Below are 11,916 nucleotides of genomic sequence, written 5' to 3' on the forward strand. Positions count from 1 at the left end.
TCCTCCCAGGATGCGTCAGGCGAGATGCCGCGAGGCATCTTCGACGGAAGCCTCCTCATGGACGATCGCCATCAGGGCGCGCGTCATGCCGGCGGGATTACTGTGCTGGATGACGTTGCGGCCATAGACGATGCCGCGGGCGCCCTGCTCCATCAGCTGTTTCGTACGTGAAAGGATTTCCTGATCCGAGACGCGGCCGCCGCCACGCACCAGTACGGGCAAGCCCTGAGCGATCTCGATGACGCGGTGATATTCCTGCACGTCGTCACAGGGATCGGCCTTGATGATGTCGGCGCCAAGTTCGGCAGCCTGACGTACCAGCGGCAGGATCTTGTCGATCGCCCCATCGACCATGTAGGCGCCCTTGGAATTATCCTGCATGACCAGCGGCTCGACCATCAGAGGCATGCCGTAAATCTCACATTCGCGCTTCAGGCTGTTCACGTTGCGCACGCAGGCGCGATAAACTTCCGGCTGGTCCGGCAGCATCAAAAGATTGACGACCACACAGGCGGCATCGAGTGCGACGGCCTGCTCCACGCCTCGGTCGATCATTTCGGAAAACAGCGCCGATGGCAGCGGATTGCCGTAGATATTGGCGATATCGGTCCGCAGCACCAAAGCCGGACGACTTTTGCCGGGAATAGCCTGCAGAATGGGTGCAGTGCCCGGCGGAAGCTGGATGGCATCGGGCGCGGCATCGGCAATGACCTTGATCGCCGTTCGCATATCCTCGATGCCGGCGAGAAAGGTCCGTTCATTGAACATGCCATGGTCTATGGCGACGTCGAAACAATTTCCAGACACGCCGAACAGGCGGTTGAACCGCGCGGATTTCATCTATTTCCTCCCGATGTGGTAACGTTTCCACATCGGCACATTAGAGGACAGATTTGGCGAGTCAAGGCGGATGCAGCGTCGTCTTCGACAGCCGCTTGACGTCTTCAAGTTTAAAGGATGAGAACAATCAGTTTATGGACATGGCCAGCCGCCCGCGATCCCTCGCGAGGCGGGGCTCTGCGGAAACTGCGCAGATCAGTGCAGCTCCGTTCCCTGGATCGCTGAAAGCGTCCAGTCCGAACCCGGCTTGCGCACGAAGGTCCAGAGTTCCGTCGTTTCCGAAGGGTTACGATCGTCGCCGTCGACGAGTTTCCCGGTCGCGCGATCGACCATCGCGTCGATGCTCGAATAGCGCATGGCAAGCGTCGCATATTCGGCATTGTCCTCGCGCCACGCTTCGGCGATATCGCCTTGCAGCAGCCGGACGTCGGAAACGCTGTTGCGCACGCCGCTGGTCGCGTTTTCCCCAAGTTCTTCGGCGAGGTAGGACATCGCCTCCGGCGTGGTCAGCCGGCGCAGCGTGGCATAGTCTTCCTTACCATAGGCCGACTGGATTTCTGTCAGAAGGTGCTCGAAGCGATCGAGATCGGCCTGCTGCAACCCGATCTCGTCATTGGCTTGGCGCGCCTTCGGCGCGGCCGCCGCTCCACCGCCGATAGACGGGATGGAGAAGGAAGGGCGCGGGGAAACACCTGCGTTGTTCATCGGATTCATATTGTAGGACGTGCCCGATCCCGGTGCTGCATATTGTGTCCGCTGGCGGTTTGCGAAGAAACGCATGGCAAAACTGATCAGCAGCACGATCAGACCGATCTGCAGTAGCATGCCGAGGAAGCCGATGCCGCCGCCGAAACCGTGACCGAGCATCATGCCCAGAAGACCGCCGGCAATCAGGCCCGCGATCATCGACCCACCGAAGCCGCCGAAAAGACCTGGACGCTGCGGCGCGCCGAGCGGCGGCTGCGTCGTCGTTTGTTGCTGCGGCCGCTGCGTCATCGACCGGTCGATCGGGGCAGCCTGCGTAGGCGCCGTCCGTGTTATGGCCGGGGTATCAAAGGTGCGCGTTCCGCGGCTTCCGAAGCCGCTGGATCCAGCTCGGCGTGCATCGGCAGCGTCAAAGGTCGCTAAAGACGACGCGGCGGCAAGGACGACGATGGCTGCGATCTTGGCGAAACGCGGTACTGCACTGAACATTGGCTCTCCTGTCATAGGGCAGAAAGACTAACCCGCCCCTATATGGGGATGCCTGTTCGTGATTGTAAGGCTGTGATTTTAAGTTGGTGCAAGTTTCAGATTTCAATCCAGAGCAAGCCAGCCGCGCGAGCATGCGGATGACTGGCCACACCCTTCGAAGACGATCCTAATCTTCATCCGCTCCTTCGATCAAACCGTCATAGACTTCCATCATCGCATTGGTGATGGCCTGGCCAAGTGCGTTACCGGCCGCGCGGACATCATCCTCCGTGCCGTCCCGTGCGGCTCTTGCCAATTCAAAGCCCTCATCACTGATGATCTGCTTTGCGACCTCGATGGCCCAAAGCCCGAAATCACCGCGGTTGTCTATCTTGATCTCGTGTTCCATTGTCCGTTCCATCTATTGATCACAGCCAAGCCTCTATAGACCTGCCGGGCAAAAGGCCAGTTTCAATGACTCCGTTACCGCTCGCATCCGTATGGTGAAGGGGTGCCGGATCTCTGATTCCGGTCCTTCCGCAGATTCGCAGGCGTCTGCGGATAGCGCTGACCGCTCTCCTCTCGGCCGGCCTAACCGAGGCCTTGCCTGGAAAATCGCTTGCGGAAAGCGTTCGAAATGGCCTCGATGCGTCGGAACCTGTGGAAATACGGGCATTCTAAGCCTTTCCGGCCCGGACTCCAGGTGACAATGGACATCGGCAATGGAAATGATTCCACCGTCATCAATGCGGGGGAAGCCTCATGACCACCACCAATGAAATTGCAGACAAGATTGCTGCAGACCACAAGCTTACCAAAGTCCAGAGCAAGGCGATTGTCGAAGCCGTCTTTGCAGCCATTACCGGAGCCGCAACATCCGGCGCCGAAACCTCGATCCCGGGCTTTGGCAAGTTCAAAGTCAAGGATACGCCGGCGCGCGAAGCACGCAATCCGGGAACGGGCGCAACCATCAAGGTTGCAGCATCGAAGAAGCTCGCCTTCACGCCGGCCAAGGCGCTGAAGGATGCGCTCAACAAGTAATCCGGATCGTTAGGATCCCACAGTTCAACGGCCGGCTCTATTTGTTAGAGCCGGCCGTTTGCGTTTTCAAACGAAGGCGACCGCGCTTGCTGATCGCATCGAAGGGCTGGTCAACGCGAATCGAGATAGATCCTCAGCGCCTCAGCCTCATCCGTCTGGATGGCAGAGACGCCGGCATCGACAAGTCTGCCCCAAATCGCAGCAGGATCCTGCAGGGCGGCAGTATCCGTGAAGCCCGCGCAGGAAACGGAATCGAGGGTATTGACCCACAGGCGCATACCCGCATCCACAAAAAGCGCCTTGCGCGCCGCGAGCTGGTCAAGACTGTCGAAGTAGATTTCACAGAGCAGCGGCTTGAGCTGACGGAGAAGATCAAGCTGGCTCTCGGCATCCACAGAACCGAGGCGTGTTTTCGCCATGAGGAGTACCATCTCCGGCGACACGCTGCTCTGGATCCAGGCGAGATCGTCCGAGGTTTTCAGATCGCTCCAGAAGTCGACCTGCCGATCGACGCCCATCGCCCGGGCGCAGGCGATCACGCCGGGGATCATGTCTCTGCGCTTGACATCGAGATGCAGGAAAATGCGACCGCGCGTGAGATCGAAGACGTCCTTCAGGCTCGGCAGCTTTTCATCGGTCATCCGGTTCGTCTCGCCGCCATCACGATCGCGCAGGTTCAGGTTCGACAATTGCTGCAGCGTCAACCCCTCCGCCTCTCGGGCGAGGCCAGCCGTTCGCTCGAGCGTATCGTCATGCAGAAGAAAGAACTCGCCATCGCTGCTGCATCGCACATCGATCTCGACCACATCGTAGCCGGCTGAAATCGCCCGCTCGATCGCAAGCAGGCTGTTTTCCGGCGCGGCGCGCCAGATCCCACGATGAACGACGATCGCACAATCGCGCGAGGGGTCGGCGATATAGTCGGCATAGTCCATGATAGGCCCTTATCTCGCGGAAATACGCGCAAATCGCCCAGAATCGCACGTCTTCAACGAGGCGTATCATGGGATTTTGACAGATCTGCAAAGCGCGATGCCGATCGCTGCCACCGACATCTTAGAACAGCAATCGCAGCCTAATAGCTGCGATCGGAAACGATGGATAAATTATCCAGGCGGCGGAAGATGCAATCTTAGAAATTCCAGTCTTCATCCTCGGTGGCGACGGCCTTGCCGATGACATAGGACGAGCCGGAGCCTGAGAAAAAGTCGTGGTTCTCATCCGCATTCGGAGATAGTGCCGAGAGGATGGCCGGATTGACCTTGCAGGCTTCGACCGGAAAGAGCGCCTCATAACCAAGATTCATCAGCGCCTTGTTAGCGTTGTAATGCAGGAACTTCTTGACGTCCTCAGTCAGGCCGACGCCATCATAGAGCGCCTCGGTGTACTTGGCTTCGTTGTCATAAAGCTCCAGCAGAAGATCGAAGGCGAAATCCTTGATCTCTTGCCTGCGCTCTTCCGAAAGCCGCTCGAGCCCGCGCTGGAACTTGTAACCGATGTAATAGCCATGCACGGCTTCATCACGGATGATGAGACGGATCATGTCGGCCGTATTGGTAAGCTTGGCGCGGCTCGACCAGAACATCGGCAGATAGAAGCCGGAATAAAACAGGAAGCTTTCAAGGAAGACGCTTGCAACCTTCTTCTTCAAGGGATCGCCGGAGGCATACTGCTCCATGATCAGCGTCGATTTCTTCTGCAGGAACTCGTTCTCCTCCGACCAGCGATAGGCGTCATCGACGTCAGGCGTCAGGCAAAGCGTCGAAAAGATCGACGAATAGGAGCGTGCGTGCACGGCTTCCATGAAGGAGATGTTCGACAGCACCGCTTCTTCATGCGGCGTGGCGGCATCAGCCATCAGCTTGACGGCGCCGACACCATTCTGGATCGTGTCGAGCAGCGTCAGGCCGGTGAAGACGCGGATGGTGAGCTGCTGCTCCTCAGGTTTCAGCGTCGCCCAGGATTGAATATCGTTCGACAAGGGCACCTTTTCCGGCAGCCAGAAATTGCCGGTCAGGCGGTTCCAGACCTCAAGATCCTTGTCGTCCTCGATGCGGTTCCAGTTGATGGCGCGAACCCGGCTTGACGGCTTGAATTGCATGTTCATTTTCATCGTCCCTCAAAGGTTCAGAGCGTGCAGGAAACGCAGCCCTGAACCTGCGTGCCTTCGAGCGCCATCTGGCGAAGCCGGATGTAGTAGATAGTCTTGATGCCCTTCTTCCAGGCATAGATCTGCGCCTTGTTGATATCGCGCGTAGTTGCGGTGTCGCGGAAGAACAGCGTCAGCGACAGGCCCTGGTCGACATGCTGAGTGGCCGCGGCATAGGTATCGATGATCTTTTCCGGCCCGATCTCGTAGGCGTCCTGGTAATAGTCGAGATTGTCGTTCGTCATGAAGGCGGCTGGATAATAGACGCGGCCGATCTTGCCTTCCTTGCGAATCTCGATCTTGGAGACGATCGGGTGGATCGAGGAGGTCGAGTGGTTGATGTAGGAGATCGAGCCGGTCGGCGGCACGGCCTGCAGGTTCTGGTTATAGAGCCCGCCTTCCATGACGGCTTTCTTCAATGCGAGCCAATCTTCCTGCGTTGGGACGGCGATGCTGGCAGTTTCGAAGATTTCTGCGACGCGCTTGGTCGCCGGCTTCCATTCCCGGTTCGTATATTTATCGAAATATTCGCCGGAAGCATATTTCGAATTCTCAAAGCCCTTGAAGCTCTGGCCGCGCTCGACAGCGAGCAGGTTCGAGGCGCGAATGGCGTGGTAGGTCACCGTGTAGAAATAGATGTTGGTGAAGTCGACGCCTTCTTCCGAACCGTAGAAAATGCGCTCGCGGGCGAGATAGCCGTGCAGGTTCATCTGGCCGAGACCGATCGCATGGCTTTCGTCATTACCCTTTTCAATCGAGGGTACGGAGGAGATATGGCTCATGTCGGAGACGGCGGTCAGCGCCCGGATTGACATCTCGATCGTCTTGCCCAAATCCGGGCTGTCCATTGCGGCAGCAATATTCAGAGAACCGAGATTGCAGGAGATGTCCTTGCCCATACGCTTGTAGGAGAGGTCGTCGTTATACTCACTGGCTTCGCTGACCTGCAGAATTTCCGAGCAGAGATTGCTCATAGTGATGCGGCCGGCAACCGGATTGGCGCGGTTCACCGTGTCTTCGAACATGATGTAGGGATAGCCGCTCTCGAACTGGATCTCGGCGATCACCTGGAAAAATTCGCGCGCCTTGATCTTCTTCTTGCGGATGCGGCTGTCGGCGACCATCTCGCGATACTTCTCCGTCACCGAAATCTCGGTAAACGGCACGCCATAGACGCGCTCCACGTCATAGGGTGAAAAGAGGTACATATCCTCGTTGTTCTTCGCGAGCTCGAAGGTAATGTCCGGAATGACCACGCCGAGCGACAGCGTCTTGATGCGGATCTTCTCGTCGGCATTTTCGCGCTTGGTATCGAGGAAGCGCATGATGTCGGGATGGTGAGCGTTGAGATAGACAGCGCCCGCGCCCTGCCGCGCCCCAAGCTGGTTGGCGTAGGAGAAGGAGTCTTCCAGTAGCTTCATGACAGGAATGATGCCGGACGACTGGTTCTCGATATGCTTGATCGGCGCACCGGCCTCGCGGATATTGGTGAGCGACAGAGCGACGCCGCCGCCGCGCTTCGACAGCTGCAGCGCGGAATTGATGGCGCGGCCAATCGATTCCATGTTGTCTTCGACACGCAGCAGGAAACACGAAACCAGTTCGCCACGCTGCTTCTTGCCGGCATTGAGGAAGGTCGGCGTCGCCGGCTGAAACCGGCCTGAGATGATCTCGTCGACCAGATCGCGCGCAATCTGCTCGCTGCCCTGCGCCAGCGTCAGCGCGACCATGCAGATGCGGTCTTCATAGCGCTCCAGATAGCGCTTTCCGTCAAAAGTCTTCAGCGTGTAGCTGGTGTAATATTTGAAGGCGCCGAGGAAGGTCGGAAAACGGAACTTCTTCGCATAGGCGTGGTCGAAGAGATCGCGCACGAAATTGAAGGAATACTGATCCAGCACCTCCTGCTCGTAATAGCCCTCTGTCACCAGATAATCGAGCTTTTCCCTCAGGTTATGGAAGAAGACCGTGTTCTGGTTGACGTGCTGGAGAAAGTACTGCTTGGCCGCCATGCGGTCCTTGTCGAGCTGAATTTTTCCGTGCTCGTCATAGAGGTTCAGCATGGCGTTCAGGGCGTGATAGTCCAAAGCGGTTTCCGCGGCCTTGGCTTGCCGGTCATTCCCGGGATGAGAAAAAGTGTTATGCGGCTTTTCGCCCGCGTCCCGCGACAAAGAAGAGCTTAGCGTATCCAAAATCGTTCCAATCCATGTCTGACATTGGTGACATCCTCATCCGTGCCCAGAAGTTCGAACCGATAGAGATACGGCACCTGGCATTTGGCAGAGATGATGTCGCCGGCGATCCCGTAGGTCGCACCGAAGTTGCTGTTGCCCGCGGCGATGACCCCGCGGATGTTCGAACGGTTGCCCGCATCGTTGAGGAAGCGGATCACCTGCTTGGGCACGGCCCCCTTGCCGCCTTCGCCGCAATAGGTCGGAACGATCAGGACGTAGGGCGAGGCCGCACGAAACTCGTCTCCCACGGCAAGCGGGATACGAGCAGCCGGCAATGCGAGCTTGACAACGAAGCGATGGGTATTTTCCGACCGGCTGGAGAAATAGACGATCCCGCCCACCGCCCGGATCCTTAAGCGAGAGCGCTGATCATGTCGGGACGGAAGCCGGCCCAATGCTGTTCACCGGCAACAACGACGGGAACCTGGCGATAGCCGAGACCCTGCACCAGTTCATAGGCGGCGGCATCGGTCGACACGTCGACGATGGTGTAGTCGATGCCTTGGCGATCAAGCGCGCGGGTCGTTGCTGTGCACTGGACGCAGGCGGGCTTGCTGTAGACGGTGATGCTCATGAGATATCCTCGTATGGATGGGCATGGAAAATCGCTCGGGCATCGGGTGATGCCCGCTCGTCGGGTGAAAAGTGGAGGCAAACCTAGCGGGCGGCCGGACGCTTTTAAGCGTCCGTCACTCGCGCCGGCGACTATGGATACTCAGGAACATGCACTTCACCCCGAAGTTCTTCAGCGAGGTATTCGAGGAAGCGACGGCGGCCATCATGCCGCATGGATCATCGCTCGCCAGCCGGACACCCCGCCCGTGGACGTCAATGCTCAAGGCAGGTCTCCTGGCTCGCGGGTCATAACATTCGTCTCGCCTTCCCAAGACACGGGGGTCTCAGTGACGTCATCGAACGAATGCTCACCGCTCACAGTTGCGGGGGCAGCTCCGGCTTAGCGATCATCATGTTCGCCGACCGGATTCCCGTCTTAGCCTCCAATCCTTGCGAATCAGAAGAACCTCGAACACTATATATAGTATCTTCAGTTAAAATTGCGTCAACTGCTTCGATGGCCTCAAGCCCATTTCGATGTTGATGAATTCCGACAATCTCGCCTGATGCGTGCACAGGGGGGGCTGGACAGATACAGCGTTATTTCATTACGCTGCACACGTAATGTTATTACATAAAGGATCCTTCATGCCTAACACGAGCTCTGGTATCCTCCTGGCGGCCTCATCCCTGGCTTGCGCCCTCCTGCTTGCCTTTCCATCGTTTGCCGACGACGAAAAAGAGATGGAAAGCTGGCGCCTATTCGTCGCCGATCACAGCCTGCCGATCGTCCGCGCGATCGATGCCTCGAGTGGGAAGGAAATCGGCCGATTCGATCTTGACGGCCATGCCTCCCTGTCTCTCAGTCAATCCGGCCGCACCATATTTGCCGTGCAAGGCGAAAAGAATGTGGTCCACGCGATTGCGACCGGCATATCCCTCTCCGACCACGGCGAACATCGCGATATCGAGCTTTCCGATCCGAAATTGCTTCCAGCATCGGTCAAAGGCGAAAAGCCCGGGCACGTGGTGACACACGGCAACGATGTCGCGATCTTCTATGATCGCGACGACAAGTTCGATCTCCTGTCCGAAAGTGGCCTTGCCGAAGGCAAAGCAGATATTCGTTCATTCCGGACGATCGCCGCCCACCATGGCGTTGCCGTTCCGATGGGCAACCATCTTCTCGTGTCGGCGCCGAACATGGAGGCACCTCTCAAGGAAGGCGAATTGCCGCCGCGCTTCGGCTTGCGCGTGTTGGACCGAAAGGGAGAGCAGGTCGGCGATATCAAGCGCTGCACAGGGCTTCATGGGGAAGCGACCTCCGCCCGGCTGGTTGCCTTCGGCTGCGAGGAAGGTGTCCTGATCGCGCGCCCTGGCGGCATCGACGGCCCAAAGGTTGAGATGCTTGCCTATGCCCCCTCCCTGCCAAAGGGCAAGGTCTCGACATTGCTCGGCGGCACGTCCATGCAATACTTCCTCGGCAATTATGGTGAGCAGAACGTCGTATTGATCGATCCGGACAATTCTGACCAACCATACAAGCTGATCGAACTGCCGACACGACGGGTCGATTTCGTACTCGATCCGGCAAAGCCGCAGATCGCCTACATTCTCACGGAGGACGGCATTCTGCACCTTCTTGACGTCGTGAAAGGCGCGATCGTGAAATCCGAAACCGTTACCGAGCCTTACAGCAAGGACGGCCACTGGCGCGACCCGCGGCCTCGCCTGGCGATGGCCGGCAACCTCGTCGCCATTACCGATCCCCGCCACAGCCTCGTGCGCATGGTCGATAATCAATCGCTGAAGGAAGTCCGCACCATTCCCGTCGAGGGGCAACCCTTTGCAATCGTTGCGGCCGGCGGATCGGGAGCGGTGCATTGAGAGCCTGAGATGTAGAGATTGCGATCCGTCTCAGATCATTGATTGTTGGCAGCCAGTCTCTGACTGCCGCCGCCTATTTGGAGCGCCATGTTTTAAGCGCGATGCCATCGATCGCGACCTGTAGATCATCGCAACGGGAGCCGGTTGCGCGGCCAGCTCCCGACAATTGACGATCGATAAGAATCCGATTTGCCAAGCCCGCCCGTGATATCAGGCAGCGTGCGGGCGAAACATTGCGTTCGCGGCACTCTCCAAACGAAGCTTCAGTTCGTAAGCCACAGCGCAGATTGCCAAAGTCGCAACGGAAATCGGGATAAACGACACGGCGGACAAGAGCCCCATACGATCCAACCCATAGGCGATCAGCAGCATAACGGTCTGGTGGAGAACGTAGTAGGTGAGAACTGCCCTGTTGAGATAGCGGATCACGGCGTTTTCCGATCGGCACCAAATCCTCGCATAGCCGAGAACGGCGACGATCGCGCACCACTGGAACGTACCACCAAGCACCCTCCCTACAGACAGCCGCCACATTTCTGGATCACTGGAAGGCAGGCTGGGAAACAGGCATACCAAAGCCACCGCGCAAGCGACCGTCAGAATGAATGCCGGCCTCCGCATGTTGACAATAGCATCCCAGCAATTGTCACGCGTTGCCATCACAGCTCCCATAAGGAACGCGGCCATATAAACGGCATGACTGTACCAATCGGTCAAAAACTCCAGTGATGGGGGAAAAATTGGTCTCAAGACAAGCCGCAGTAAGATAAATAGCAAGGCGGGCGCTACCAGTACCCATTTGCCCGTAAGCTAGGGCGCAAGCTTCCATGAAGCTCGGCCGAGCAGGCCAGAGCGCCCTGAGGCGAACGCCCATATCGATAAACGGCACCTCTCCAAAGCACGGCAGCCTCTCCGCCAAAAGCATGGGCAGAGGCGATGACGACGCTTGACACTCAGCCTGCGAACTTTTATTGATACGTATAACTAATACGTATAAGCAAAGTGAGTGATGAAAAACGGACGAGCAACGCAAAAGGATGTCGCAAGGGCTGCGGGGGTTTCGCAGGCTACCGTTTCCATGGTGCTGAGCGGCGGCGGAGCATCCATCCCGGCGGAGACATGGGAGCGTATCACCAAGGCGGCAAAGGACCTTGGCTACGTGCCAAACCGTTTTGCACAAGCGCTCAAGACGAGCCGCACGATGACCATCGCCTGCATCGTGCCTGACATCACCAATCCGTTCTATCCGTCTTTGATCCGCGGCATTCAGTCGGTCGCTGACGGCCAGAACTACGATGTGATCACGGTCAACACCGACGGGACGCCCGAGCGGGAACGTCATTTTCTCGATTGGGCCCGACAGGGCCGTGTCGATGGCGTGGTCGGCGTCTTCTTCACGCTGAAGGCCAAGGATTTCAATCCATTGGTCGAAGCCGGCGTTCCCATAGTAAGAATTGAATCATCCAAGAAACGCGGCGGCGAAATCCCGATCGACGACATCTATGTCGACAGCAGGGCGGCGGCGCAGACGGTGACGGAATATCTGCTGGGCCTCGGTCATAAGCGCATCGCGCTCGTCGCCGGGCGCGGCGGTCCGCAGGCACACCGTATCGAGGGTTATCGTAAGGCGCTCGCAGAGTTCGGCCATCCCGACCATGTTGTCATCGATGACGAATTTTCCGAGATGGGCGGCGTCCGCGCGGCCGAGAGCATCCTCAACGGCGATTTCAGACCGACCGCTATCTTCGCCGCAAACGACCTGATGGCGATCGGGGTGATGCAGTCGCTGCGCGAGCGCGGCATCCGCATCCCCGAGGATATCGCTGTCGTCGGTTTCGACGATATTTCCGCCGCCAAGCTCGTCACCCCAACGCTGACGACGGTCGCGCAGTTTCAATGGAAAATGGGAGAACGTGCCGCGCAGACACTGATGGATCGCCTGCGCGGAGAGAAGACCGGTGCTGGAACCGCTGTTGAAATGCCTTTCGATCTCATCGTCAGGGGTTCGACGCGCAACGAATAAAATCAAATCGGGAGGAG

Annotated in this window: 13 protein-coding genes and 1 riboswitch; of the genes, 3 read left to right on the forward strand and 10 right to left on the reverse strand. The window is 58.0% G+C overall.

Annotated elements, in window-relative coordinates:
* Positions 1 to 15: 15 nt before the first annotated feature.
* From JJQ51_RS13035 to JJQ51_RS13045, 3 genes are all read right to left on the reverse strand, one after another.
* Complete coding sequence (locus tag JJQ51_RS13035; protein WP_069609982.1) at positions 16 to 840, reverse strand: class I fructose-bisphosphate aldolase; 825 nt, start codon at positions 838 to 840, stop codon at positions 16 to 18.
* Positions 841 to 1,035: 195 nt separating this feature from the next.
* The gene (locus tag JJQ51_RS13040) at positions 1,036 to 2,034 is read right to left on the reverse strand and encodes a Tim44 domain-containing protein (protein WP_145635533.1); all 999 of its coding nucleotides are present in this window, start codon (positions 2,032 to 2,034) and stop codon (positions 1,036 to 1,038) included.
* Positions 2,035 to 2,200: 166 nt separating this feature from the next.
* Positions 2,201 to 2,422, reverse strand: a complete 222-nt coding sequence (locus tag JJQ51_RS13045) for a hypothetical protein (protein ID WP_095437446.1) — start codon at positions 2,420 to 2,422, stop codon at positions 2,201 to 2,203.
* Between the two features lie 353 nt (positions 2,423 to 2,775).
* Here JJQ51_RS13045 and JJQ51_RS13050 point away from each other — a divergent pair, with 353 nt between their 5' ends.
* Entirely contained in the window at positions 2,776 to 3,054 is a 279-nt protein-coding gene (locus tag JJQ51_RS13050; protein ID WP_069609985.1) for an HU family DNA-binding protein, read from the forward strand.
* Between the two features lie 110 nt (positions 3,055 to 3,164).
* On the opposite strand, the gene JJQ51_RS13055 is transcribed toward JJQ51_RS13050, so the two are convergent.
* The 6 genes from JJQ51_RS13055 to JJQ51_RS13080 all read right to left on the reverse strand — a co-directional run bounded on the left by JJQ51_RS13055 (position 3,165) and on the right by JJQ51_RS13080 (position 8,273).
* Positions 3,165 to 3,989: a glycerophosphodiester phosphodiesterase family protein gene (locus JJQ51_RS13055; protein WP_113350932.1), complete on the reverse strand. Its 825-nt coding sequence runs from the start codon at positions 3,987 to 3,989 to the stop codon at positions 3,165 to 3,167.
* Positions 3,990 to 4,186: 197 nt separating this feature from the next.
* Positions 4,187 to 5,161, reverse strand: coding sequence for a class 1b ribonucleoside-diphosphate reductase subunit beta (gene nrdF / locus JJQ51_RS13060; RefSeq protein WP_113351072.1), 975 nt, complete (start codon positions 5,159 to 5,161; stop codon positions 4,187 to 4,189).
* 20 nt (positions 5,162 to 5,181) lie between these two features.
* Positions 5,182 to 7,287, reverse strand: coding sequence for a class 1b ribonucleoside-diphosphate reductase subunit alpha (gene nrdE / locus JJQ51_RS13065; protein ID WP_442967299.1), 2,106 nt, complete (start codon positions 7,285 to 7,287; stop codon positions 5,182 to 5,184).
* Positions 7,288 to 7,379: 92 nt separating this feature from the next.
* Positions 7,380 to 7,775 (reverse strand): class Ib ribonucleoside-diphosphate reductase assembly flavoprotein NrdI, encoded by a 396-nt coding sequence (nrdI, locus tag JJQ51_RS13070; protein WP_113350930.1) that lies wholly within the window; start codon positions 7,773 to 7,775, stop codon positions 7,380 to 7,382.
* A gap of 11 nt (positions 7,776 to 7,786) precedes the next feature.
* A complete protein-coding gene (gene nrdH / locus JJQ51_RS13075; protein ID WP_113350929.1) occupies positions 7,787 to 8,008 on the reverse strand; it encodes a glutaredoxin-like protein NrdH in 222 nt (73 codons plus the stop codon).
* 115 nt (positions 8,009 to 8,123) lie between these two features.
* Positions 8,124 to 8,273, reverse strand: a complete 150-nt coding sequence (locus tag JJQ51_RS13080; protein ID WP_156090755.1) for a hypothetical protein — start codon at positions 8,271 to 8,273, stop codon at positions 8,124 to 8,126.
* A riboswitch (cobalamin riboswitch) is annotated at positions 8,257 to 8,475 on the reverse strand. It overlaps the preceding gene by 17 nt.
* 162 nt (positions 8,476 to 8,637) lie before the next feature.
* Between JJQ51_RS13080 and JJQ51_RS13085 the strand changes: the two genes are divergently transcribed.
* A complete protein-coding gene (locus JJQ51_RS13085; protein WP_113350928.1) occupies positions 8,638 to 9,876 on the forward strand; it encodes a metallochaperone AztD in 1,239 nt (412 codons plus the stop codon).
* A 210-nt stretch (positions 9,877 to 10,086) separates the two neighbouring features.
* Here the strand turns inward: JJQ51_RS13085 and JJQ51_RS13090 are convergent, their stop codons facing one another.
* A complete protein-coding gene (locus JJQ51_RS13090; protein WP_331275826.1) occupies positions 10,087 to 10,653 on the reverse strand; it encodes a hypothetical protein in 567 nt (188 codons plus the stop codon).
* A gap of 232 nt (positions 10,654 to 10,885) precedes the next feature.
* Here JJQ51_RS13090 and JJQ51_RS13095 point away from each other — a divergent pair, with 232 nt between their 5' ends.
* Complete coding sequence (locus tag JJQ51_RS13095) at positions 10,886 to 11,899, forward strand: LacI family DNA-binding transcriptional regulator (RefSeq protein ID WP_269244789.1); 1,014 nt, start codon at positions 10,886 to 10,888, stop codon at positions 11,897 to 11,899.
* Positions 11,900 to 11,916: the final 17 nt, after the last annotated feature.

Origin of the sequence: Rhizobium sp. AG207R (assembly GCF_027109195.1) — a bacterium.
Classification (GTDB): Bacteria; Pseudomonadota; Alphaproteobacteria; order Rhizobiales; family Rhizobiaceae; genus Rhizobium; species Rhizobium dioscoreae.

Bases quoted from the DNA above. Each gene is read 5' to 3' on its own strand.
- JJQ51_RS13035 (WP_069609982.1), bottom strand. From the start codon at position 840: ATGAAATCCGCGCGGTTCAACCGCCTGTTCGGCGTGTCTGGAAATTGT.
- JJQ51_RS13045 (WP_095437446.1), bottom strand. From the start codon at position 2,422: ATGGAACACGAGATCAAGATAGACAACCGCGGTGATTTCGGGCTTTGG.
- nrdH (WP_113350929.1), bottom strand. From the start codon at position 8,008: ATGAGCATCACCGTCTACAGCAAGCCCGCCTGCGTCCAGTGCACAGCA.
- JJQ51_RS13095 (WP_269244789.1), top strand. From the start codon at position 10,886: ATGAAAAACGGACGAGCAACGCAAAAGGATGTCGCAAGGGCTGCGGGG.
- JJQ51_RS13055 (WP_113350932.1), bottom strand. From the start codon at position 3,989: ATGGACTATGCCGACTATATCGCCGACCCCTCGCGCGATTGTGCGATC.
- JJQ51_RS13085 (WP_113350928.1), top strand. From the start codon at position 8,638: ATGCCTAACACGAGCTCTGGTATCCTCCTGGCGGCCTCATCCCTGGCT.
- JJQ51_RS13050 (WP_069609985.1), top strand. From the start codon at position 2,776: ATGACCACCACCAATGAAATTGCAGACAAGATTGCTGCAGACCACAAG.
- JJQ51_RS13040 (WP_145635533.1), bottom strand. From the start codon at position 2,034: ATGTTCAGTGCAGTACCGCGTTTCGCCAAGATCGCAGCCATCGTCGTC.
- nrdF (WP_113351072.1), bottom strand. From the start codon at position 5,161: ATGAACATGCAATTCAAGCCGTCAAGCCGGGTTCGCGCCATCAACTGG.